A 25,712-nucleotide genomic window follows, 5' to 3' on the forward strand; every position below is an offset into this window, starting at 1 on the left:
TACATCAGAAAACATTAGGTCTGATTAATGGATATTAAATTTTTTACCCATCCGGTAAAGATTGCCACGATCCATTTGCAAGAATTGCGCGGTTTTTGACCAGTTTTTATCCATTTTGTTATAACTATGGCTGATCAAATGCTTTTGATAATCTTCAACCAATTCACGCATCGGTTGTGATTGTTGTGGGAAAAGTGATGATGTGTTTTTTACATCATCGATTGTGGCGGCGTTATCAAAATAGTGCTCTGTGATTGTTTGCTCACCATGTTGAATTGCTCGTAATGCCGCACGCGTTAAGCTGTGTTCTAATTCTCGAATATTACCCGGCCATAATTGCTTCTCAAGTAGAGCAAGTGTTTTAGGGTGAATATGGAGATTGGGTACATTAAATTGTTGGCGTACTTTTTCTAATAAATAGCCTGCAAGCACAGGAATGTCGCTCAGTCGCTGGCGCAGTGGTGGGACAAATATTGGGAAGACATTAAGACGATGGTACAAATCGGCTCTAAAATTACCGTTTTCTATTTCCTGCTCTAAATGACGATTAGTAGCGGCAATAATGCGAACATCAACATGATGATGACGATCACTCCCGACACGTTGTACGTCACCTTGCTGTAATACGCGAAGTAATTTTGCTTGTAGCGACAGTGGTAATTCACCTATTTCATCTAAAAAAAGGGTACCACTGTCAGCAAGTTCAAATTTGCCGGCTCGATGGCTATTCGCGCCTGTAAATGCGCCTTTGACATGTCCAAATAACTCACTCTCTGCGAGGTTTTCTGGTAGTGCGGCACAATTTACATAGATCATAGCTTTATCTGCACGATGGGACTGAGCATGAATAGCGTGTGCGACAAGCTCTTTACCCGTACCTGTTTCACCACTGATCAACACAGCATAATTGGATTGGGCAACCGTTGATATATTGGTTTTGAGTGCATTCATCTCGGAGCTAAATCCAATCATCTCATTGTGTTGAGATCGTGCTTGTTGGATCAAGGTTTCATTGAGGGACTTTTGTTTTTTATTCTGTAATTTCAGCGCATTGAATTGGGCAATATTACGGACAGTAGCAGCAGCAAGAGCTGCAAATGTTTCTATCGCAAGGTTATCGATATCATCAAATGCACCCACCGCCAAAGAATCTAAGCTCAAAACCCCCACTAATTGTTCATCAACATACAAACTACACCCTAAGCAGTCGTGAACGTTTATTTCTGTATCAACATTAATTAATAAGCCATCAAACGGATCGGGAAGGGGCGAATCAGCGTCAAAGCGTACAGGTGTTTTACTCGCCATAATTTTAGCTAAGCGAGGGTGAGAGCTTGGTAAAAACCGTCGCCCTAATACGGCAGACGATAACCCTTTAACGGCGACAGGGGTAAGAAAACCGTGTTGATCTAGAACAAATAGAGCGCAAGCATCACAAGGAAAGACTTGTTCTACACCATCAATTAAAGATTGGTAATGATGATCACTGGCCAGTCGAGTACTGAGGTTAAGGGCAATATTCAGCAGTGCAGCGTCGATATTTGATTGCATAAATAGAATATCTATATGTCGTTTTGATTATCTGTTGTCTTTATTACAACAAAATAGAGATCGTTAAGGCTTAATCTAGAACAACAAATTAGCTCATAAGATGTATTTTATATAAATGTTTATTTTTTGAACGGAATTGTCGATAGGGCAAAAGTTTTTTTAGTTACTATTTACGTGAAAAAAACGCCAAAAAAATAACGAACTATCATTTGTAGTGATTGATTTGTGACGCTGATTTTGAATGGAAATCATCGTTTGGACTGTTAGCAGGAATAAAATCCATCTATTACTTATTTTTAAAAAAGCAATTTTTTATAATCAAATTATCTTACTGACGACAAATATTATCGAGTTTTCATGATCCGCGCTTATGCTTACTTATCTAAAAAGTATCCATTGATACATAAAGTTAACATTTTATTTGTCTTTTCAATTATTATTTTATGCACTTATCAATTACTCGAAAATAGTAAGATTGAATACTCGCTAGGATTGGTCTTGATTCTGTTTCCTCTTTTTATCTTTGCTAAAGCCTCAACCTATAAAAGCAAGTATTTAGGCGATAAATAAAATGATGGCGTAGTGAGTAAAAAAAAAGACCCAGTTATCTGGGTCTTTTTAGTTTTGATGATTACTTACCTTGCCAAATGCGTTCACATTCAGCAGAACCATTGGCTGCGATGGGCTTTTCAAATAGCCATTGCAGTGGTGCTACTACAGGGCTAGTCGTAAAGCGCACTGATGTTTTTATAATAGCGGACAGTGGTACATCAAAATGGAATTTATTAAAGGTACCATGAACATCAACCGGTGTTTGTAAGCTGAAAATCTGGGCTTTTTTCGATTTTGGCGATAAATACAGGTTAAAGTCACGATTTTTATAACTTGCATTAAAAGCACCATGTACTTGAATACGGGAAGTATCAAGTAATAAATCACGTTGCGTCATGTTGCCATTTTTGACATTAAAGCCACCGGCTACGCAATTCAATACGGAATGATCTTTAGTCACAAATTTGGGTAATACAGCATCGGCTAAACTTACCGCCCATAAATCAATTAAGTTAGCTTGGAAAGCTTTAGGCCAAGCCGCAAAACCGATAAAACCGTTAGCGTTATTCATTAGGCTATCTGGAGTATTGGCTAGACTATTAAGATTAAATTCAAAGCTGATCTTACCGTTCATATCGGTTTTTGGATCGATTCGACGAGCAATAATACCGTAGTCAAAGTTCTTCACTAATCCATTAAGATGGATATCAAACAGCGCTTTTTGTGCTTTAACCGAGCCTTTAATATCAATATTTCCGCCTGGTAATTTAATGTGCAGCGGGTTTAAACTCAGTAAACCATTATGTAATGTCCAGTCTAATTTGCCTGCACCTAACCAGTCTTTACCTGAGCGTACTTCACCGACATTGAGTTTGAAATTAGCATTTAGTTTATTTAAACCTTCAGGGCTAAGAACAGGTACGGGTTTATCGACTGTTTTTGCTGGTGTTGTTTTCTCTTTGCTGTCTTTAGGTAGCCATGCTTGCCAATTTTTAACTTTAAAATCGTTAATTTGAATGAACGGCGCGCGAAGATCTAATGATACGGTAGGGCGATCTTGGCCTTTCATTGGTGGTAAGAAATCACCTTTACCTTGTAATTTACTGCTCCCTACTTGAACCAGCATATTACGCAAATGGTAGCCGACTTTATCAGTGGAAAGGGATGCCGCAACCGTCACAGGGCCATACGGTGGCAGCTCAAGACCAGTAAACGCATTAAAGCGATCTAAGTTAGGCGTTGTTGCCTTAAAGGTTAAATTTAACTTTTGTGGATTAATCGGTAGCGATACATCAGATTCTGCATTAAGTGCAATATCACCCACATTAGCCGTTAAGGTAACAGGCACCGATTTACGCCCATCATTGGCTTGTTTCAGTGATACAGAATCAATCTCAATGTTAACGGGCTTATTTGCAGCTTGGCCTGAAATAGTCAAGTGAGTTGCGGTATCGGGACCTGTAATAAACTTACCCTGACGAAGTGCAACATCAAAGGCTTTGCCGGTGTAAGTATCTGCAACACGCAGTTTACCGCCGTTTAATTGTGCTTCGACTTTAGCCTGTTCCATTAATTCAAGCACAGTACGACCTGATAACGATAAAGATAATTTAGCGCTGTCGAGTGTCATACCAAGATCATTGGTCACATTGAACTGTTTTAAGATTTGACCAACATTCGGCTTATCTACCCCTAGATGGAGTTGAGATTGGATAGCGTTATTATTGATATCCAGTGAAATATCACCTTGATACAAACTTCCCGCATAGCGAGCACTAAAAGGGGCGGGTTTCAATTTACCGTCACGTAACTGACCACTAAATTGGGTGTCATCAATTTGTTGATTTGCCCACAGCATTTTATTGATACCAAGTTTGACATCAGCATCGGCAATCACGACTTTATTGCTAAGTAACGGCATATCAAGATTGACACCTTGAGTTGGCACTGTTTGCTCTACGGTTGGTACTTTTTTGCGATCAACAAATTGCCCTAGCTGATTGAAATTTAGGGTATTAAATTGCGCATTAAGGGTTAAAAATGGCGTTTTAGTATTTTGCTTCCATTTAAAATCGACCTTACCTTGGCTTTGCATTAACGCCATCGTGGGAATATTTAATGCTAGCCAATCACCGGTGTTGGTGAGTTTTCCTTTGAAATCGATTTTGCCATGCATCGATGCACGTGTACCCAGCCATGGGCTTAGTTTGCCTACATCCTTGCTGTGTACGGTTAGGTTTAACCAACTGCCTTTTTGCCAATTAGTTTTTACAAATTCGCCTTGTGCTTTTATGTCAACAACAGGGCTGGAAAAGTGCAGTGATGGCATCCAATTACGGTGGTTAATAATATCGGATAGTGTGCCTGCTTTCGCTGTGATCTTAACGGGAATATCCATGATCTGACCTTGGATGTCAGAGCTAAAGGGTTGCTCCATACCAGAGGTTAGTGCGGCTTTATCAATGGCAAAAGAGGCTTTGGCTCCCCAGTCAATATGCGCTTTATCAATATTGAGCGAGAGCTGGCTATTATCAATCCAGTCTTGAAGTTTAGTGCCTTGAGTCGTCAGTTGTAGTTGAGCCTTATCAAGATGCCCTTTGGCATGTGGGATCCCTGAGATCCAACCTGCCATTTCACCTAATTGGGAGTCTTTAGCGCCTAATTTCACATCAACGGTTGATGTCCATTGGGTGGCATCAATATCAGCCGTGCCACGAAATGGCACATCGGCAATATTGGCAGTCATAGGGGCGTGAAGTTTACCTTTATCGCCTTCCACTTTAAGCGAGATATTATTAACAGGTGTACCTAAGCCTTTGATCTCATCAACGGATAGATCAAGGTGGGTTTCTGTTTTAACCAGCCATTGATCTAGCGCTTTTTGTAGGGGCGATTGTTGAGGGGCTGCCGCTGCATAACCGACACCGTACATAACCGGAGGCTGGGGTTGTAACCATGGACGCAGATCGATTAACGGAATATTTAGCTTACCGTTAATATGATTAAGATCTTTGGCGTTTTGAGCCAATGAAATATCAAGGAAACCTTTAGCAGACGTGATAGGGCTCGTTAGCGCGATATCAGCCAGTGAAATACCTTTGCTAGACGCCGTAATTTGGGTTGTTAATGACATTGGTGCCGCATGACGCAAATCAATATCAAGCAGGGATTCAAGCTGCGTGGTATCAACCCAATCAAGTTTTACGTTGGCTTTTGACGGCGTACTACTGTGGAATGGATGAATATCTGCATCAATATTGAGTTTCGCCCCAGCAAAGCTGCCTGTTGCGTCTAATTTGCCTTGCTGCTCATTGATCAGGGATTCTAAATCACCGGCCAGTGAAACATCATATTCATTGCCCATGGCATTACCTTTCGCTTGTAATAGCCATTTATCCGGTTTGGTTAACGATAATTGATCTAAATATACGTTGGCATACTGTCCGGTATGTTGATCTAAATAATCAACCGATACTTTTTCCGCTCGAATATTATTGCTCAGTGCCAGTTTAAACGGTGTTGATTGAGTGGTTTCTTTCGGTTTTTCACTGGTTTGCTCGGCAAACACCCAGTTCGCTTTGCCTTGATTATCTTTTGATAGGTGTAATGAAATATCTTTGAGATCCAGATAGTCAATCTTTAGGGTATGAGATAAAAGAGGCAAAACAGAAATTTTTGCACCAATGTAGCCTGATTTCAGCATCGGCTCCCATTTCATTGCTTTAGTGTTGGCAACGGTGACGTCGCTTAACTCAATTTCAGGGCTAAATGATAGGGTCAGTGACATGTCACCACCAATGGTTGTTTCACGATCTAAAGTAGAACTTAACCATTGGTTGATATCATGCCGGTGGTTAGCTAAATCGATCTTAACCCCATAAGCGAGTACCCCAGTTGCGGCAATGATAGGGGTGAGTATGGCAATAGAAGTCCACTTCGCCACTTGTTTTAGTTTGTTTTTCTTTGGTGGCTGAACCGGATTATCCTGTTTTTCAGAGGATGAGTCCGTCTCAGCTGGAATGTGTGATTGCGTCATAATTGGTCAGATTTTCTCTAATGAAGGCGTGCAGCATGCTGGCATCTTGCGAAAAAGCGATGATTAATCGGCATTGCAGATTACTGGCAAAGATATACTGCCCAAATAATATAGTCAGACAGTATAGCAAAAATAGGGTTCCCTTATATTACGCCGTTAGAGGTAACAAAAAATAAATTCAGCGATTTAGCTCTTGTTGTAAGGCAATGCAAATGATGTCGGTCAGCGTTTGTTGTGCTGCAAGGTGTAAATTGAAATGCTGATTCGCAATGCTATGCAGTGGTGGCTCACAAATTATATTGAGCTTCATGTCAGCAAGGGAATTAAGCAGTAAATCGTCGGGTGTGCTTATGACAATAATGCCAGCGCCATGAAGCTTAGCGGCATGGGCTGTAAGTTGTAAAATAGGTTGTTCACTATTATTGCTGATCACAAAAAGCACGTCTTGCTCTGTTAGTGTGTTGGCGATGGTACTTTGCAATGCATGATCTTTACTGTGAATAACAGGTAAACCTAAGGCTAGCAATTTATCATTAAAATCACGGGTAATAATGGCATTTGCTCCCAGTCCGACGAGTTGAATCCGTTGGGCTTGGCTTAATCTTGCTGCAATATCGGTCAGTAATTGAGTATCGATAGCTTTGGTTGTATCAATAATGGCATTGGCTTTTTGTTGCGCCATTTTACTTAAGCTACTCGCAAGCGTGTTATTGGGCTCTGGTTGAGTCGATAATTGATTTAGCACATTACCGCCGATGGTATTGTGCCTTGCTAATTCTTCACTGATCGCCATTTTAAAGGCAGGAAATCCTTTAAAACCAATACGCTGAGTAAATTTTACAATACTCGATTGACTAACATTGGCCGCTTTCGCAAGCTCTTGTGATGACAGTGAAACCACTAATTCAGGTTGTGCTAAAACCAAGGTCGCAATCTTTTGACCATTAGGGGAGAATTGTGATTGTAGGTTGGCGATTTTATCAAGTGCAGTCATAGTCATAACAGTTCGAGCATTTATCTTGATAATAGCCTGAAAAACACTGAGTTACCGTGATATTTACAGCGTTATGTTAATCGCGAACAAGAATCTAGAGCCTGATACGCTTGTTGAATATGATGAATAAAGAACGAATAAAACTAGGATGAAAACCTTGAAGATTGATCTGACCCAACTTGTTACAGAAAGTCGCAATACGGCAAGCCAAAATATCGATATGTTATCCACGGTTGAGATGCTAAAGGTGATCAACAATGAAGATAAAAAAGTCGCGTTAGCGGTTGAACAAGTATTACCTGAAATCGCCATTGTCGTTGATGCTATTGCAGCGGCTTTTCAACAAGGTGGACGTTTAATTTACGTAGGTGCAGGTACATCAGGTCGATTAGGTATTTTAGATGCCAGTGAGTGCCCGCCAACCTATGGTAGCAAGCCAGAGCAGGTTGTTGGCTTAATAGCTGGTGGCCATAAAGCGATTTTAAAAGCGGTAGAAAACGCAGAAGACAATCGTGAAATGGGCGCACAAGATCTGATTGATCTGAACTTTAATTCAAAAGATGTGTTAGTGGGCATTGCAGCCAGTGGACGTACTCCTTATGTGATAGGTGCGATGGAATATGCCAAAGCACAAAATGCGATGGTCGCGTCTATTAGTTGTAACCCACAAAGCCCAATGGCTGTTGTTGCCGATGTCGCTATCACGCCAGTGGTTGGGGCAGAGGTTGTAACGGGATCATCACGTATGAAAGCAGGCACAGCACAAAAGTTAGTGCTAAATATGCTGACAACAGGGGCGATGATCCGGGTTGGTAAAGTGTATGGCAATTTAATGGTGGATGTGGAAGCAACCAACGCTAAGCTGGTTGAACGCCAGAAAAACATTGTGATGCAAGCAACCGAATGTAGCCGTGAAGAAGCTGAACGCGCATTAACCGCCTGTAATGATCATTGTAAAACCGCGATTGTGATGATCTTAGCTGGTGTTGATGCTCAAACAGCCGCAGACTTATTAGCGAAAAATAACGGATTTACTCGCCAAGCCATCCAAGCCTAACGATACAAAACACAAAGCCCTATCTCGATGGTCGATGATAGGGCTTTGTTAGTGCTATAGGCGGTTATAAATTTTGAAATTCTTTTTGGAAGTTCAGCACTTTTTCTAAGTATCGGCGCGCTTCAAGTTTTGGGTGCTTATTTGTGAGCGCCCAATAGGCTTGATTGGGTTGCAATTGATTGAGCTTATCCATGGCTCGCTGTCTATCTGAGTCAAAGGTTGATAACACGCCACCTGCACCACTGTTATAAGCGGAAATCATACTGTAATGCTTAGTGGTAGGATTTCGCACATCCCTTAAATAGCGGGTTTGTAAAATGTGCAAATAAGCGGTCCCCGTATCAATGTTGTTAGCCGGATCAAACAGGTAGTCTTTGGTTGGTATCCCCGGTTTGTTCTTCACCAGTTTAAATACATCCGCCCCGGCTGTTTTAGGAATCACTTGCATTAAACCGTAAGCCCCCGCGTGGCTGACAGCAAACGGGTTAAAACTACTTTCAGTTTTTACCACCGCATAGATAAGATCTTCTGAAATACCGTATTGGCGAGAAGCTCGCTTAATTAAATCCGCATATTGGTATTCACGTTGCTCAAGGTGATCGCTCACCATATCGATTTCAACGTAGTAAGCTGTGCCTCGTTTGAGTGGCTTGGTGTGCAGCTTATTTTCAATCAGATAATCAGCAAAACGCCCAGCACGCCAAGGCCATTGAATATCTTGGTTATCATGATCTTTAACTTGCCCCAGTAAGAAAGGCTTACCGTTAAGTGGAATCGATTTGTCACTGAACAAATCCACTTGAGAAGGATCGGCTGGCATCAGCAAGGTTTCTTCAATCGCTTTTTTCAGTGTGGCTTCGGGGGCGTATTGAGCAACAGTTGAAACGTAAATTTTCCCGTTATCAAAATCAATGTGCGCACGTGTACGATAACCATCAAAGTATTTCACATAACGGTGTTTTCCTGCTTGCAGGTATTCGTCATCGCCCCATTGCTTTTTCACTTGCACACCAAGATAAGCCAATAAGGCCTGCATGGCTTGCTCATTATTCACATTACCAGTGCTTATATTCCCGCTATGATTGGGATAAGTGGGCTTGCAGTTATAGAGACATTCAACTTGGTTTGATGAACACCCAGCGGCAAGTAAACAGGTTGTAATAATGAGCAATGCTTTTTTCATGGTTATCCTTACCACATATTTCCGTGATTAATGGGTATTGGCGGCATCACGGATAGCTTTATTAAGATCAGACGTTAAATTATCGACAAATTTATGTTGTTCTGCACGTTGTTTGCGTTCACGTGCTTGTTGAGCGAGATAGTTATTCCAGTGGTTTTCTTCATCGTCATCATCTTTGATGTTGTTCCATCCCTTTTCGAGGCGCTCTCGGTTTTCTTTTCTTTCTGTGAGCTGACGTTTCGGCTGTTAAATACTGTTTTGCCGCTAAGCCATTACTCACTGAATGTAGCGTGTCGACGAGAACTTGGCCTGAGTAGATGTTGAAAAAATGCTTACAAATGCAATTAATAACCAGAAATTATGTTTCATTATCGCTCTATATTTAACAAAAAGTAAAATATAGAGTTTCCATTTTGAGAGGAAGAATTCAAGATTATTTTTACCGTGTATTTTACTACTACCATTAATCGCCACTCTGGATGAGTCATACGGTAGGCGTCGCTTACATGTTGTTACAATATCTCAATTGTTATTCGCAATGGTTGTGGTTGAATAGCGCGACTTTAATTTTAAGAGGTATAAAATACATATGGACGACCCCACGAGTTGTTCTCTTTTCCTAAACTCCTTTGTTAAGGAGTCTATTCAATGCTAGATCTTTTCCTTCAACCTGAAGCAATGATGATATTTGCGACCTTATTTGCCTTAGAAGTGGTATTAGGTGTCGACAATATTGTGTTTATTTCAGTGCTATGTGAGCGATTACCAGAACATCAACGAAAATTAGCCCGTAACCTAGGTATTGCACTAGCAGTTGCTGCGCGTATTGGTCTTGTGTTCTCAATCAGTTGGGTAATGTCATTAACTCAACCGTTATTTTCTATTGCTGATTCTCCGTTCTCTGGTCGTGATTTGATCATGATTGGTGGTGGTGCATTCTTATTAGCGAAAAGCTTAAAAGAATTGTGGATGTGTTTCTCTGGTGCTCATCACCAAGAAGCCAGCAAAGTGCGAGCAGGTATTGCTTTAGTCTTGCTGCAAATCGTAGCGGTGGATGCGGTGTTCTCTATGGACTCTGTGATCACAGCGGTAGGTATGACAAGTGAAGTCCCACTGATGGTTGCTGCAATTTTAGCGTCAGCAGTTGTGATGGTACTGTGTGCTGAGAAGATCAACGATTATGTATTGCGCTATCCGGGCTTGAAAACATTAGCACTACTATTCTTAGTAATGTTAGGTGGTATGTTAATGGCTGAAGGTTTTGCGATTCATTTGAATAAAGGATATGTGTATTTTGCGATGGCATTTGGTTTATTAATTGAAACCTGCCACATCCTATTGAAAAAGCGAAATAAGACAATTATTCGTCGTATCTACCCACAGCAATGTGGCTGGGCAGTTAAAGTAAAATAACCGCGTACTCGACAGATAATATAAAAGCAGAGCCTATGTGCTCTGCTTTTTTATTTTTGCAGTATAAAACCTTCATCGTTTATTTATCACTGTTGGTTTGTAACCAAATTGCATTGTTATATTTAACTAAACGAAAGTCTTTTCACACGCATAATATGAGTCATCACAGGCTTAATTTTTAGTGTCCTAACTTATTTTTGCCCCATTGAGTGTTAGAACAAATACTCATTCATATCGTATTAACGTGATTTTGGATTAATTTTTATTATTCTTTCATTACTGAAATGTCATAAGAAATATCGTTTCATCTTTTAGATTAATGAAGTGTTACTAGTATCATGATTTTATTTATGTATTGGAGTATCATCGCCTAACTTTTTAGTCATGCGTCTAGGGTGTTAGATGGAAACTAAATGCGATTAATGGAATTTTGAAGAGCATATTCCCAAAGGGTATGATCCATAAACAATCATACCTTATTTATATAATGATTTTAATCTAAATTATTCAGAGATATTAATATGGTAGACAAAACACAGATACTCTTTGAGTCATTACGAAGAACAGATAGCTACACTCTGGCCGCTGATCAAAAAGCATCTTTTTGCCTAGCAGCTGCTGTTACATTTTTAGGTATTTATTCAACGTTGTTTTATAGCGTTATAACTGATGACAATGCTGTAATATCAGCAACTTTGACTATTGCAATTCTAGGATTGGTATTATTACCTTGGATTGTGTTCTTTTATACTATAAAAAGTATATTTTCACCAAACCTTAAGCCATCAGAAAAAGAATCAATCATATCTTTTGCATCAATAGCTTCAAATACCCCTAGTTTAGAGCAGTTTAAGCTTTATTATGAAAGCATAAATATAAACGATGACATCTTTGTAAAGAATATAAATGAAGATCTCCTTGAAAATCATTGGATTTGTTCAGAAATATGCTTTAACAAGATGAAAAAATTCAAAAAAAGTTTATATTGGTTGTGGGTAGCGCTATCAATTTCATTGATAGGCTTGGCTACTATGGTTTATTTTATTGAGCATCATGAATTTACTAAGTTCTTGTCAATCTGTAAATGATATATGAGGGGAACATCCCCCCTCGTTTAATTACTTAATGAAAACACCAATTATATCGCTATATATAACAACATTTAAATTCGATTTTGGTGATAATGAAACCTCCATAGTGTGCAGTCCCCGATATGCAGTACCTTCTGGAAAATCAAGTACAATTGAACTTTGATACATATCGGTAGGTTTATCTATCTGATGGACTTTGGTATCTGTAAGGCCATTTTTTTCGTTTTGAAACGCTTCTTCACCATGGTTGTTCTTTATAAACTTCGCATTAAGAGGATATAGAGATGAAAGCTCATTTGGATTTAATATCTCCAACTCAAACTTTAATTTCATACCTTTTTCTAAAAAATAAGAAACTGATTTATATTCTTCCCATCTCTCTGAATCATCCTTCCTGTAGTAGCATTTGAATTTAATATTATCTCGATAGGTTAATCGACTACATCCAAGAGTTTTCCAATTTAATGGAACTGGTAACAAATCTTGATACATTTCCATTTTTAATAAACGACATCGACGATTTATTGGAGTACCATTTTTGTCGCTCATATTAGGCAATATATATAGTTCCTCAGATTTATCTTTACCTACAGTCTTAATTTCAGAATATCTATCAGGAAAGTCGACATGATCTAAAATGCCTTGCCCCAACATAGCTGTATTCGTTCGCGCTTGAGATTGAGCTTTTGAAGCAAGATCTACTGGTATACCTAGAGCTGTAACTTCCGATGCATCACCATAACCATAATTGGCCCAAACAACTTCTTTATGGGATCCATAATCTAACCCCACACGAACTCCTAGGTTAACGTCTTTGCCTATAAGTTTGTTTAGTTCAGGGAAAACCGTTTCAGTAAGAATTAGCTTTAACGCTGAAGATGCGTTTAGAGCATTTGCTATGGCATCTTCAGGACAATTGCCTTTCCCACCAAAAAAAGCCATAACGGCATCTCCCATAAGGCGATGTGGGTAACCATCTAATGCACGAATCACATCAACGCATGCTTGAAGAATTCGGTTTTTTACCACATATGCATCTTGTAAAGACATTAACAAAGACAGTCTAGAGCTTCTTTTTATGTCTACAAACATTGTCACAATATGATGAAACTCTACTTCACCCGAATCCTTTAAGTGAGCGAAGTCTGGATGCGGGCCTACCTTACTTTGGTTTAATCCAACCTTATTAAACCATGGTCGTAAAGCGTTCTGATAGGTATACTCTTCTGGAGCCGTAAGCTCCCCGCTCGATTCCGCTTTTAAACGACGCGAAACACTAGCGCTCTTATATAAATCAACCGATTCAAATAAATCTGTTGAGAAATTTTCATTACCTATAATTCTTTTAGAACGTTTGCTATCTAGCCCATCTCGGATATCCGAAAAATAACCTTTTGTAATTTCCTCTAAACTTTTTGCTGACACTAATACCTCCAACTAATCATTATCGTGTAATTATCCACAGCACTATAACCCACTTTTTATGCGTGCGAATAGATAGCAATTAATTGCTTATTGATGTAAGTCAAACTAATACCAATACTAAAGTCATGTGAGTGTTGAAATATTGATTTAAATATAAATTTTCATTAGCTCTAGAGGTCATAAAGCTTACTAATTCTGGAATAGTTACAGTAATATATTGTTCAATTACTTCCTTCGTAGCTTTCCAACAGGTATTGCCACATCGTAGAAAATTATCTGCTTTAAAATAAATATCACTTAGAAACAATTACAATACGTTTCTGTCCCATCATGTTAGACCGTTTACTCATACACCCTATTAATGCGCTTTTGCCCTAGTAAAATTATCCTTGCTACTAGTGCTATTCGCTTTGAAATAGCCAACATATCCTCTCACTATTTAAGTGATAGCTATTCTTACATTCCATGATAACGAGGTAGAGATTAGAAATCTGTTTGTTATTTAGCCAAAATTATTACTTTGTTACAAACATAACTTATATACGCTTTTAGTAGAATATTAGCTTGTTGTATATTAGACCTTTAATTTTCCAGGGTTATATATATGTCATTGAATAATAATGCAGAACTCACTGCGACATCTATACGTGTTCAAAAACTAATAGAAAAAATAGAAAATGGCGCAATAAAAATTCCTGAATTTCAGCGCGGTTATGTTTGGAAGCAACAACAAGTAATTGAATTGCTGGAAAGCATAGTAAAAAACTACCCAGTTGGCAGTATCCTTCTCTGGGAAGCAGAAAAAGCAGATAAACTAAAGTCATCAAGACACATAGCAGGTATTGATTTACCAGATGTACCTGATAAATACCCTGTTCAATATTGCCTTGATGGCCAGCAAAGGATTTCTACCCTTTTTGGAGTATTTTGGGAGAATGCCGAGCCGTTAAACAGTTCTGAATATAATCCTGAACAAGGAGTTTTTGAAGTCTATTATGACTTAGAAAATGACCTTTTTGTACATGGTAATGAATTAGATAAAATTGATCATAATAGATATTTCTATTTGAGAAATCTATTATCACCAGTGAAGCAAATGAGTGAGTTTAGAAAATATCTATATGATGAAAACTATATTGATAAAATAACTGATTTATCAAACCGTTTTTTAAATTATGATATGCCAATTATTCAAATAAGTAATCGTTCAATAGACGAAGTTGGTGTTATTTTTGAACGTATTAATAATACTGGTGTTAAGCTTAATACAATGGATTTGATGACGGCATGGACTTGGGACGATAAATTTCACCTTAGAGATGAAATAAATGATTTACTTGAGATTCTTGAAACTCAATCATCATTTAAGTTAGATAGTACACTTATTCTTCAAATATCTTCAGCGATTATAAATAATTCGACTTCTTCAAAAAGTATTTTATCTATAAAACCTGAGATTTTTAAAGATAATTGGAACTCTATTAGTGGTGCTCTTAAGAAATGTATTGATCATTTAAATTCTGATTTATTATGTAAATCTAGTAAGTTTTTACCTTATAAGCAGTTACTATGTGGTATGAGCTATTTTTTTCACAATTGTAAAAAACCAGACTCTAAACAAATAGATGCACTAAATTCATGGTTTTGGATTACTTCTTTCAATAGACGATATGATGGTGGTAATACGACTCAAAAGTTGGAACAAGATCTTCATTTAATGGACAAGATAATAAGTGGAGATAAGGTTTCAAAGCATGAAAAATTGAAAATTACTGCCGAAGTTCTTATGAATTCTGTTTTTTCGATACGTAGTCCGTTAACACGAACAGTACTATTATTTCAGGCGCAGTTTTCTCCATTAGATTTAGTTACTGGCCGTAGAATCCAAATTGGGAACGTTTTATCTAAATATAATAGAAGTGAATTTCATCATATTTTCCCTGATGCGTATTTACGTGACAATTTAAATGTAAAATCAAAAAATGAAAGATATTCACTTTTGAATTTCTGTTTTTTACCATCATCTTCAAATAAGCGGATTAGTGCTAAAGCACCATCAGATTACTTTATTAACCTGGTACCTAAAGATAAATTTCAAGATATACTAGATTCAAATTTACTACCAAATAAGCCGTCAATCTATACTGGAAATCAATGGCTTATTTTCCAAAGGCACCGTGCTAATTTAATTATAAATCATATTAATACGAAGATAAAAAACAAGTAATTTGAGTCATACTTCTAGGTTTTACAACCTAAAAGTATGATATTTTTTGAAAATAATAACAATGATGTTAATAACTAGTTAGTTAATTTATAAATAATAATTATAGAATAAAAAATATGAGTAAAAAGATTTCTGATCTTCCAAACCAAATAGAAGAAACGTTAGCTAAAGATGCTGAGACTAATAAACAAAAAGAATCTAGAGATGAAGTTAGTTATAGCTTTGATCGTGAAAAATATGAGCTAGAAAAGAAAGAAAGAAGACAACGCATGTATATAATACTTACGTTTTTCTTTGCAATGTCAGTTTTTATTTTTGCTGCTTCAGCTAACAAAGAAGCATTTATATTGGACACAGAGACTTCGGTTATTATTAATCAAGCTATTAATGCGATAGTGTTATTAGTAATACCATTTATGTTAGGTTCTTTGGGTGGTTTGACGCGTATTCTAATGTCTGATGTTGTTGTTGATCATCGTGGAACTTTAGTCGTTTCTTCAGGTTTGATGGCGATGTTCTCTTGGATTGGTATTAAAAGTGGTGTTCTGCTAGCTATATTTGCCCCACATTTTGAAAAACAAGGTATTACAGCAAATATAGAAGGAACTACATCAAGCGGTTTTTATACAATGGCGCTTGTTGCAATTGCGGTAGGTATGTTTTCAACTAACTTATATTTGTTTATAAACAGTCGAGTTGAGCAATTAACAGCAAGAGCGCAGCAACATGGTGGAAACTAGATCTAAAACCTGCTTAGTAATGATTAACAATCCTGAGATAAGGTAAAATGGATAAACAGAGATTATTTGATCTATATGAAAAGCTTTATTTTCATGAAATGGAAGTTAGAGAAAAAATCACAAGTCGGGTTCAAATTACTTTTGCTCTTATTGCAACTGGGTATACAATTCTTAGTTATATGTTAAGAATGTTAGATCTTACTGGTAATTATATTGCTATTGGTGTTTTTGGTATTTGTACGCTTGTATCATTTATAATTTCATTTGGTTGTTTATATTATTTGGTTCGAGCGTTTTGGGGAAATACATATAATGGTATGCCTTCCCCCAAAGATACTGACAAATATAGAGAAGATTTAATCCGTCATAAATACCAGATTTCACAATACAATTTAGATTATCCTGATCATAAGCAGCCTGAAGTAAATATCGACGATAGAGTCTCTGAACATCTCTATACTAATTTTCGAGATTGTTCTGCCCATAACACCATGGTTAATGATCGTAGATCTAGACAAATTCACAAAGCATTTAAATGGTTATTATTTGCCTCTATACCAATGTTTATTGCAAGTATTACATTTATATCATTTGATTTAGATATATCTTCACCAAGAAAAGAAACGTCAATTATTGATCAATCAGTAGCAACTGCATTGAATGAGATAAAGCAAGAATTAACTATTTTTACCGAGATTTATAAAGGAAAAGATAAAGTGCCTGAAGTTAAAGATAATTATGTTCCGCCACCACCACAAGCACCTCAGGAACCAGATGCACGTCCACTAGTAGAAAATGGGCCATTACCTAATGCAGGAGAGTGACATGTCTATAGAACAAAAGAAAAACTCACCGCCGCCGCCACCAAAACCGCCAGAGGCTCCTCGTGTTCGAATGATCAACGAAGATCAGAACAAAAAGAAGAGCAGTTAACCGAAGTCACAAGATGATTTTCACACTCCACATTTTTAGTGTGGAGTGTAATTGACTTGGTTTGTTGAGCGTTCGCACAGCTTAAGCTTGATGATACCCTTACTTTTTCTAATATCTACTAGCCGAAATAGAGCAAACTACCTAAGCAGTTTCTGTCCATATGTGAGTTAGCTATTAGGCTAACTCACATATTAGACAAACTCGTTATGTTATGTGGCTATGCATCATGCATAAGATTATTGCTAAATCCTGATCGCCTATTGGTTCTCATGGATAATTCTGATTAACTTTGCAGGTGTTCCACCATATAGAGAGTCAGGTGGTACATCGGTATTAACCACTGAGTTAGCTGCAATTACAGAACGCGCACCAATGGTCACACCTTTATTGATCACAACATTGCCACCAATCCATACATCGTCCTCAATCGTAATAGGATCACAAATGGTTTCCCAGTTACGGCGATTGAGATAGTTTAGATCATGGCTAGCACAGTAAAGCTGGGTGTTCGGGCCAATCATTACGTTATTGCCAATAATAATTTTAGCGCCATCCAACATTGTTACGTTCATATTGATGAAGGTCTTTTCCCCAATCGAGATCGTTTTACCGAACTCACAATAAAAGGGGGAGCGGATGTGACTCGATGCAGAAATCTTTCCCATTAGCTGTTGAAATAGTTCATGACGCTGAGAGTCATCTGTACTTTGGTTAATGGTCTGTAATAAGTTCGAAGCATTTTGACGAATCTGGTTAATACAGTCTGCGCCGCCGTCAAAGTCTTCACCGGCAAGCATTTTTTCGAATTCAGTCATGTTGTCTCTCAACGTGCTATAGAGTTATTTGAAATAAAAACGTTATGTTTACTTACTGATTTATAATGTTATTGAGTAAGTAATTCCCAAGAAAATAGAGCCAATCTACCCAAAAGATGAAAGCAATGGCTAAGGGTTTATTTATGCAGTGAATCCCAATCAGAGAAATAATGAATTAAATAGTCTATTGCTAAGCGAGCACGCGCAGGAAGAAAACGTTGGTTTTGATATACGATCCAACTGCTATTACCTTTACCCCAAAAATCTTGCAGTATGGGAATAAGCGAACCTGAATCTAACCCTTTCGCTAGGCTACTTTTAGGCATATATGCGATACCTAGTCCTTCTTCGCATGCCGAGATAACAGCATTAGAGTTATTGCTTTTCCATCGACCGTGAACACGGGTATTAATTGTGTTGCCATCTTTTTCAAAAAGCCAGTGGTCATTATTGGCAATAATGCAGCTATGTTGTTTCAATTGGCTAGGGTGAGTTGGCTCTCCATTACGGGTTAAATAGTCTTGGCTGGCAACCGCAGCCATAGGGCGATCAACGAGTTTTCTCGCGACTAAACCTGAATCTTTTAGTGCCCCGTAACGGATCGCAAAGTCGATACCATCTTCGATAAAATTCACCATACGAGAGTTAAAATCCATCTCGATAGTAAGATCTGGGTAAGACTTCGCGAATGCCATTAGCGCAGGAGCGACATGATCTTCGGCAAATGCACCAGCAGCGCTGACGCGTAAGGTTCCACTCAGCGTTATTTGCTGTGTGTTTACGCTTTCGCTGGCTTGTTGTAACCCATTTACCAGTCCTCTGCATTGTTGATAATACAATTGTCCAGCATCGGTTAAATTGACCTGTCGGGTTGAGCGAGCTAATAAGGCGACACCTAATCTCTCTTCTAACCTTGAGACTTGTCGGCTAACGTGGCTGGTGCTGCAACCGAGCTGTTTAGCCGCAGAGGAAAAGCCATGGCTTTCAGCGACTGCAACGAATTCAATGATCCCATCGAAACTATTCATAGACCTTTATCTTTGCTATTTAACAACAATGATTTGCCAATTTTCTATATTATCAGCCATATTGATTTGAATTAACATGTTTTTGAACTCAATCATTGAAGGAAAAGACAATGAAAAGGATCCTGATCCCTGTAACGAATCATGCAACTCTGGGCGATACTGACCAAGCGAATGGCACTTACTCACCAGAGATAACGCACGTTATTCATGAGCTGACTGCCGCTGGTTTTGACTATGACATCGCATCGATTAAAGGGGGTAAAGCGCCACTTTATGGTACGGATATCGAAGGTGATGAGGTAAACCGCATTGTGTTGGCGGATGATAATTTTCAGAACCGAATCAATAATACGATCCCCGTCTCGCAAGTGAATATTGATGAGTACGATGCGGTATTTTATCCAGGTGGCTTTGGTCTTTTATCTGATCTTTCCACCAATACTGATTTTGCGCAATTAGCTGCAAAACATTACGAAAACGGTGGCGTTATAGCGGCGGTATGTCATGGCCCAGCGGCACTGCTTCCTATTACATTAAGTAATGGTGACAGCCTACTTGCATCTATATCGGTAACGGGCTTTACACGTGAAGAAGAAATCGATTTCGGTACGATTACGCATATTCCATTCTTACTGGAAGAGGCGCTTTCAAGAAAGGCAGCGCGATTTAGTAAAGTACAGCCTTGGCAAACACTGGTTATCGTTGATCAACGAGTGATTACAGGCCAAAACCCGACCAGTGCTCACGGCGTTGGAAAGGCGTTAGTGACATCGCTGACGTAATTATATTGTTGATATATTTTAAAAACTACCTGATATGAAATAGCGCAGTGGTTTGAGTTATTGACTAACATGATATTTTGTATCGGTGCTGCTAAATATCATAGCCTAGTAATATTTGCCCTATCATGGGATGCAAATATTACTGGGCTATGCTTTTTATTTATAAAGTGGGTTTAAAATTAAGCGAATTTTTTACGTTCAATAAAGAAGTGAAGCAGTGCCATACCGCCATGACCAATTAAGTATGCTTCAATTAAACCTGTCAGAGATTTATGGATCTCTCTCACATCGTTAGCATAAGGTGAGTGACTTAACCACAGCGCCAGCCATATCAGTGCAGCGGCTTCAATTAAGATCAACGCGCCAATACCTAATCCTTGAATAATATTCCCTAAGCCTTTTTCTCTTGGCTCGGGTAATTTACCGTGGCGTAGTTGTCTTAAGTCATCGAATAAAACGGCATTGTCACCAAAAAGGTAAGGGAAAAATTGACGAAATGATTGTTTAACTAACATGTAGCTAATCATTGCGAGTGTGACGACAACGGTCAATATGCCAAGAATAATATGTACCCATAAGAAGAGGGTAGAGAAAACGCCACTTTCGATTTCACCGGCATGGGTCATGTGCACTAAATTACTATTTAAGATCTGTAAGATCACTAAAGCGGCTAATGAAGTATGAATATGGCGCAGCCCCGTATTGGGAAAGTAATGTTTGATGTAGCGCCAAAAAGAATGAAGTAGCGGCATAGTGAACCTTAATCAGTGGTATAAGAATGATATGATAGATATAGGAAATTTAGCATAAAGGAATAAAATAAGCAGATAGAAAGTAGATTAAAACTTGTAAAGTAAATATTCATTTTTAATGCGTAAATAGGCAAAAATGTTCGATAGATTTCTTTTTTAGCTCTGTTAATACGGTGTTACACTATTGCTGCCAATACATATTGTCATGGAGAGAGTAGTGAGCACACTTTCAGATACACCACAATTATCCCAATTAAATGTCTTTCCCGTAAAATCAATAGCAGGCATCAGCCAGTCCAAAGTTTGGGTCGAAAAACAGGGGATCAGTTTCGATCGTCGTTTCATGGTTGCGACCCTATCAGGCGATATGATCACGGCACGTAAATCTCCCAAAATGGTAAAAGTGAAGGCGGCGCTAATTGCCGATGGCATCGTACTGAGCTATGAAGGTAAAGCCTGTTTAGTATTGAAGTATGCTCAATTTGCTATGGCAGAAGCATCCTCAACCGTGTGGGCAGATACATTCATCGCCTATACCACGACGGAGCAAGCCAATGCATGGTTTAGTGACGTACTAGGGCAACCTGTTCAGTTGTTATTTACGGGTGAGCAATCAAACCGTGTGCGTCCTAAAATTAGTCAAAATGTGAGTTTTGCTGATGGTTATCCGTTATTAGTGATCAGTGAAGCCTCGCTTCAAGCGCTTAATGCGCGTAGTAGTGAACACCACACCATGGATCAGTTTAGAACCAATTTAGTGGTGAGTAATACGGAAGCGTTCGCAGAAGACGGTTGGAAACGTATTCGGATCGGTGAAGTAGAGTTTGAAGCGGTCAAACCTTGTGCTCGATGCATTTTAACTACGGTCGATCCTAAATCAGCAACGTTTAGCGAAAGTAAAGAGCCGTTGGTTACGATGGCAAAATTCCGCTCAGATGAAACGGGTAATGTCTATTTCGGACAAAATCTTGTGGCACTTAATGAAGGTATTATTTCTGTTGGTGACACCATTGAAATATTAGAAACGAAACCGAAAGAAATATATCCAGATAATAGTGAACAAAAATTACAGCTTACGTGTGTCGAGCGTGAAGATATTGCGCAAGATTTCACTACATTTTGGCTAGAATCTCATCAAGAAAACCAAGCGTTACCGACTTATTTACCGGGGCAACATTTACCTATTCAGTTAGAAGTGAATGGTGAATATATTTCTCGTCGCTATACATTATCTTCTAGCCCATCACGTCCTGGGCGCTATGCAATATCAGTAAAACGAGTTAATGACGGTCGCATTTCTAATTGGTTACATGAGCATTTTCAAGTCGGTGATACATTGGTGTCTGAATCGCCGAGTGGTGATTTTCACCTAGGGGTACATACGGATAAATTATTATTGCTCTCGGGGGGGAGTGGTGTAACGCCAATGATGTCGATGCTACGATATTTATCCGATCATGATTTAGTGCGTGATGTGGTGTTTTATCATCAATGCCGTACTGAAGCTGATATTCCTTATTTAGAGGAATTACGCGCAATAGAAGAGAAGCATCCTTCTCTTGATTTACGTATCGTATTAACGCAACCCAAACGCGACTGGCAAGGTGAATCTGGACGACTAAGCATTGGTCATTTAGCCATGATGAGTGATTTAGATAAACGTCAGGTATTTGTTTGTGGTCCTGATGCCTTTATGTCGTCGGCGAAAAAGTTATTGCTCAATATGGGCATGGCAGCTTCTCGTTATCACCAAGAAGCGTTTGGGCCTGTACGTCATGCACTCGAAGAAAAAAAGACGGTCGAATTATCAATTGATGGACAGCTTTTCCAAGGGAATAACCAAGCGACGTTATTAGAGCAAGCAGAAACGGCTGGTATTAAGATGGATTATAGCTGTCGTGCTGGTTTTTGTGGGGTTTGTAAGGTCACAGTGAAATCTGGAGAGGTAGAACAACCAGAGGTTCCAGCACTTTCATCGCAAGAGCGTGCTGAAGGAAAAGTACTAGCATGTTGCTGTGTGCCTAGAAGTGATCTAGAAATCATTAAATAGTGAGCTACAGGTAATTTAGGAGGCGATGTCGATGATTATAAGTCAAGGTGATATTGATAAATCATCGCTTACCTTAAAACGTTGACGGGTGAATACAAAGGTCAACAATTGCAATAACTTTGTTATTTAGATGGCTTCTTATGTACTTTCAACTGGAAGGTAAGCATAGAAGCCATTTTTTATATATTCAAAATAAAAAGTTGGTTTGAAAGAATATTATTTTGAGTTCTATTGCTGAAAAGGTTTTAAATGTGGAGTATGCTGCTCGCGCAAACGATTACAATAGAGTAAGGATCTCGTATGTTTAGCAAACCTCTTATCGCACTTTCTATCACTTTAGCTATTTCAGGGTGTGCTACAACGCCTATCGTTCAACACCAACCTTTTACGCTAACGGTCGCACATATTAATGATACCCACTCTAATTTTGACCCCGTAAAATCGAGTTTTAAAGCTGACGATACCAAAGTTTATAACGAGTTTGGTGGCTATCCTCGCCTGCAAACGATGGCGAAAGAATATAAAGCTGAAGCTAAAAAAGAAAATCAAAGCTTACTGTTCTTACACGGTGGTGATGCTTGGCAAGGTAGTGCTTACTTTAAGCTAAACCACGGCGCAATGAACGCCGATATGCTAAGCAAAATGGGCTTAGATGCGATGGCATTAGGTAACCATGAATTTGATTTAAATAATAAAAAATTAAATGCTTTTATCGGTAGTGTTAATTTCCCTGTGCTTGCAGCTAACGTAGATGCTAGCCAAGATGCTGATTTGAAAGATCAAACTAACTTACGTCCTTACCAAATTTTTGCTTTTGATGGCAATAACAAGACAGTCGTTAAAGATATTAACCACTTACCTAAAGATAAAAATCTTGTTGCGGTATTTGGTATTGCCTTAGATAACATGGCAAATATTGCACCTAATACGGGTGATGTGAAATTTTACGATATGGTGAAAACGGCACAAGCCACCGTCGATATGCTAAAGAGCAAGGGGATTGATAATATTATTGCGCTCACGCATATCGGTAATGCAGTAGATCTTGATGTTGCGTCAAAAGTTAACGGTATTGATCTTATTGTTGGCGGTCACTCACATACGTTATTAGGTGACTTTGCTGACTTGGGTTTAAACAATAATGGTATATATGCCCAAATGGTGAAGAACCCAAATGGTACAACGGAAACATGTGTTGTTCAGGCGGGTGAGTATGCTCAAGCGATTGGCCGAGTAAATGTAAGCTTTGATGCGAACGGTGACGTGGTGAAGTGTGCAGGTCACAATACCTTATTGAGTAACGATGAGTTCTACCATCATGCCGATCGTAAACAAAGCGATATGTTTACCCCTGTACAAACGGCAATCGTTGAAAAATTCATCGACAATCATGAAAAAATCACGATCACAGATGAAGATGTTTTATTACGCCAACGTATTGATACTAAATACAAACCAGCAGTAGATAAAGCGTACGGTAAAACTATTGCTCAAGTGCCGGTAGAAATTAAACATGAACGACGTCCTGGCGATCGTGGCACAGATAAGCATGGCTCAGATGTCGCGCCTATTATAGCTGAAGGCCAATATTACTGGGCGAATGAGCCTCAAGTTCAAAAAGTAACGGGTATGAAAGTGGACTTTGCTTTGATCGGAGCAGGTGGCATTCGTACCAATATTGAGGCGGGTGAATACCGTGAAGGTAATGTGTCATTAGAGCTTTTACCGTTCTCAAACTTTATGTCTGTAGTACCACTTAAAGGTGCTGTGATTAAACAGTTATTACAACAAACGGTTTCTGCAACGCTGCCTGAAGGCGCTCATGCGGGTAAATTCCCTTATGGCGGTCATATTCGTTATAGCTTTACCGAAACAGCTGCAAATAAAGCAGGCAAGCTTAATAATGTTGAGGTGATGACTGGCACAGAAAAGAACCCAATTTGGACGCCAATTCAAGATAATAAAACCTACAATGTTGCAGTAAATAATTATAACGCAACGGGTAATGATGGTTGGACACCTGTTTATCAAGCGCAAAAGGATCACTCTGGACGTGTCGATTTAGCCTATGTTGATGGCAAGTTAACAGGCTTTAAGGTTAAGAACATTGAAAAAGTAGGCGACAAGTACCAAGTGAATTACCAAGGAGCTGCGCCAAACTGTAAAGCCGCCAATATGCGCTGTAATACAGATGCTCAAGCTGTGATTGATTATATCCAGCAAAGTCGTCCTAACCTTGTACCGCTAAGTTATGAAGTTGTTACGCTAGATCGCGTACAAAAATAAACCTTTGCGGTTTTAGGTAAATAAAGTAGGCGCCCTACATGTGATTAATAAAAGCGGTAGGGTGCTTTTTATTTTTTGGAATCGTCTAAAAAAGACAATGAAAATGCGGTTTTCACGAAATATTAATAGAATATTAACTGGTTTATTCGTGTTTAACCTTATGATATCTATTGCTTTTATTACCCATAAGATTAAAAAATAAATTATTTAAAAAATAAAGCTATACAATTCCCTAAATATCATTACTATAGTCCTCGGCCTGTAAGTCAGACCTATTTATATGTAACATTATGTTTTAGAAAATCTTCGCTGTAACGCTATACCAGTGTCATGAAGCTTTCCACTCATAAGCTATAACGTAAATAATTCTTTTCTGGCTACAAACGCATTTTTGCGAATTATTTAAAAAATATTGGAGACTCTCATGTCTAAATCAACTGGTATCGTTAAGTGGTTTAACGAAGAAAAAGGTTTCGGTTTCATCACTCAAGACAACGGCGGCGCTGACGTATTCGTTCACTTCCGTGCTATCACAGGCGAAGGTTTCAAGACTCTTGCTGAAGGTCAAAAGGTTGCTTTTGATATCGAACAAGGTCAAAAAGGCCCTCAAGCTGCTAACGTTGAAAAAGCTTAATTCTTTTTTACGTTAAAAGTTTAAAAAATGCCGACATTATGTCGGCATTTTTGTATCTGTTATTCAACATTACGTATCTAAGAATCTCTACTATATCTCTCTACTTACCACTATTTCGTCTTTCGTTATTTTATTTTGAACGAAACTGTTTGAGTCCGCTATC

At 38.6% G+C, this 25,712-nt stretch carries 18 protein-coding genes; 10 read left to right on the plus strand and 8 right to left on the minus strand.

Features of this window, described 5'->3' with window-relative positions; translation table 11 throughout:
• Positions 1 to 24: 24 nt before the first annotated feature.
• The 3 genes from norR to C9J41_RS05780 form a co-directional block, all read right to left on the minus strand.
• Positions 25 to 1,551, minus strand: coding sequence for a nitric oxide reductase transcriptional regulator NorR (gene norR / locus C9J41_RS05765; RefSeq protein WP_107292571.1), 1,527 nt, complete (start codon positions 1,549 to 1,551; stop codon positions 25 to 27).
• A 631-nt stretch (positions 1,552 to 2,182) separates the two neighbouring features.
• Positions 2,183 to 6,139 (minus strand): AsmA family protein, encoded by a 3,957-nt coding sequence (locus C9J41_RS05775; RefSeq protein ID WP_107294326.1) that lies wholly within the window; start codon positions 6,137 to 6,139, stop codon positions 2,183 to 2,185.
• A 178-nt stretch (positions 6,140 to 6,317) separates the two neighbouring features.
• Positions 6,318 to 7,139 (minus strand): MurR/RpiR family transcriptional regulator, encoded by an 822-nt coding sequence (locus tag C9J41_RS05780; RefSeq protein ID WP_233217692.1) that lies wholly within the window; start codon positions 7,137 to 7,139, stop codon positions 6,318 to 6,320.
• Between the two features lie 151 nt (positions 7,140 to 7,290).
• Here C9J41_RS05780 and murQ point away from each other — a divergent pair, with 151 nt between their 5' ends.
• Positions 7,291 to 8,190, plus strand: coding sequence for an N-acetylmuramic acid 6-phosphate etherase (gene murQ / locus C9J41_RS05785; RefSeq protein WP_107294394.1), 900 nt, complete (start codon positions 7,291 to 7,293; stop codon positions 8,188 to 8,190).
• 64 nt (positions 8,191 to 8,254) lie between these two features.
• Here murQ and mltC read toward each other — a convergent pair whose 3' ends face one another.
• Positions 8,255 to 9,373, minus strand: coding sequence for a membrane-bound lytic murein transglycosylase MltC (gene mltC, locus C9J41_RS05790; RefSeq protein ID WP_107246442.1), 1,119 nt, complete (start codon positions 9,371 to 9,373; stop codon positions 8,255 to 8,257).
• A 648-nt stretch (positions 9,374 to 10,021) separates the two neighbouring features.
• Here mltC and C9J41_RS05800 point away from each other — a divergent pair.
• Positions 10,022 to 10,786 (plus strand): TerC family protein, encoded by a 765-nt coding sequence (locus C9J41_RS05800; RefSeq protein WP_045083054.1) that lies wholly within the window; start codon positions 10,022 to 10,024, stop codon positions 10,784 to 10,786.
• 521 nt (positions 10,787 to 11,307) lie between these two features.
• A complete protein-coding gene (locus tag C9J41_RS05805) occupies positions 11,308 to 11,874 on the plus strand; it encodes a hypothetical protein (RefSeq protein ID WP_107294327.1) in 567 nt (188 codons plus the stop codon).
• Between the two features lie 30 nt (positions 11,875 to 11,904).
• Here C9J41_RS05805 and C9J41_RS05810 read toward each other — a convergent pair whose 3' ends face one another.
• Entirely contained in the window at positions 11,905 to 13,302 is a 1,398-nt protein-coding gene (locus C9J41_RS05810) for an adenylate/guanylate cyclase domain-containing protein (protein ID WP_107294328.1), read from the minus strand.
• A gap of 604 nt (positions 13,303 to 13,906) precedes the next feature.
• Here C9J41_RS05810 and C9J41_RS05815 point away from each other — a divergent pair.
• The 3 genes from C9J41_RS05815 to C9J41_RS05825 all read left to right on the plus strand — a co-directional run bounded on the left by C9J41_RS05815 (position 13,907) and on the right by C9J41_RS05825 (position 17,093).
• Entirely contained in the window at positions 13,907 to 15,529 is a 1,623-nt protein-coding gene (locus C9J41_RS05815; RefSeq protein WP_107294329.1) for a DUF262 domain-containing protein, read from the plus strand.
• Between the two features lie 116 nt (positions 15,530 to 15,645).
• Positions 15,646 to 16,269 (plus strand): hypothetical protein, encoded by a 624-nt coding sequence (locus C9J41_RS05820; protein WP_107294330.1) that lies wholly within the window; start codon positions 15,646 to 15,648, stop codon positions 16,267 to 16,269.
• 47 nt (positions 16,270 to 16,316) lie between these two features.
• The gene (locus C9J41_RS05825; RefSeq protein WP_107294331.1) at positions 16,317 to 17,093 is read left to right on the plus strand and encodes a hypothetical protein; all 777 of its coding nucleotides are present in this window, start codon (positions 16,317 to 16,319) and stop codon (positions 17,091 to 17,093) included.
• A gap of 366 nt (positions 17,094 to 17,459) precedes the next feature.
• Here the strand turns inward: C9J41_RS05825 and C9J41_RS05830 are convergent, their stop codons facing one another.
• Positions 17,460 to 18,017: a sugar O-acetyltransferase gene (locus tag C9J41_RS05830; protein WP_045150568.1), complete on the minus strand. Its 558-nt coding sequence runs from the start codon at positions 18,015 to 18,017 to the stop codon at positions 17,460 to 17,462.
• Between the two features lie 137 nt (positions 18,018 to 18,154).
• Complete coding sequence (locus C9J41_RS05835) at positions 18,155 to 19,045, minus strand: LysR family transcriptional regulator (RefSeq protein ID WP_107292566.1); 891 nt, start codon at positions 19,043 to 19,045, stop codon at positions 18,155 to 18,157.
• A gap of 110 nt (positions 19,046 to 19,155) precedes the next feature.
• Between C9J41_RS05835 and C9J41_RS05840 the strand changes: the two genes are divergently transcribed.
• Entirely contained in the window at positions 19,156 to 19,827 is a 672-nt protein-coding gene (locus C9J41_RS05840) for a type 1 glutamine amidotransferase domain-containing protein (protein WP_107246434.1), read from the plus strand.
• Positions 19,828 to 20,006: 179 nt separating this feature from the next.
• Here C9J41_RS05840 and C9J41_RS05845 read toward each other — a convergent pair whose 3' ends face one another.
• Positions 20,007 to 20,579: a cytochrome b/b6 domain-containing protein gene (locus C9J41_RS05845; RefSeq protein ID WP_107206767.1), complete on the minus strand. Its 573-nt coding sequence runs from the start codon at positions 20,577 to 20,579 to the stop codon at positions 20,007 to 20,009.
• A gap of 205 nt (positions 20,580 to 20,784) precedes the next feature.
• Here C9J41_RS05845 and C9J41_RS05850 point away from each other — a divergent pair, with 205 nt between their 5' ends.
• From C9J41_RS05850 to C9J41_RS05860, 3 genes are all read left to right on the plus strand, one after another.
• Positions 20,785 to 22,629 (plus strand): hybrid-cluster NAD(P)-dependent oxidoreductase, encoded by a 1,845-nt coding sequence (locus tag C9J41_RS05850; protein ID WP_199189219.1) that lies wholly within the window; start codon positions 20,785 to 20,787, stop codon positions 22,627 to 22,629.
• 300 nt (positions 22,630 to 22,929) lie between these two features.
• Positions 22,930 to 24,915 carry a bifunctional UDP-sugar hydrolase/5'-nucleotidase gene (locus tag C9J41_RS05855; RefSeq protein ID WP_107287497.1) on the plus strand — a complete coding sequence of 662 codons (1,986 nt, stop codon included), beginning with the start codon at positions 22,930 to 22,932 and terminating at the stop codon, positions 24,913 to 24,915.
• A gap of 424 nt (positions 24,916 to 25,339) precedes the next feature.
• Positions 25,340 to 25,549 carry a cold-shock protein gene (locus tag C9J41_RS05860; protein WP_006644751.1) on the plus strand — a complete coding sequence of 70 codons (210 nt, stop codon included), beginning with the start codon at positions 25,340 to 25,342 and terminating at the stop codon, positions 25,547 to 25,549.
• The last annotated feature ends 163 nt before the right edge of the window (positions 25,550 to 25,712 follow it).

Source organism: Photobacterium sp. GB-50 (assembly GCF_003026755.1).
Lineage (GTDB): Bacteria > Pseudomonadota > Gammaproteobacteria > Enterobacterales > Vibrionaceae > Photobacterium.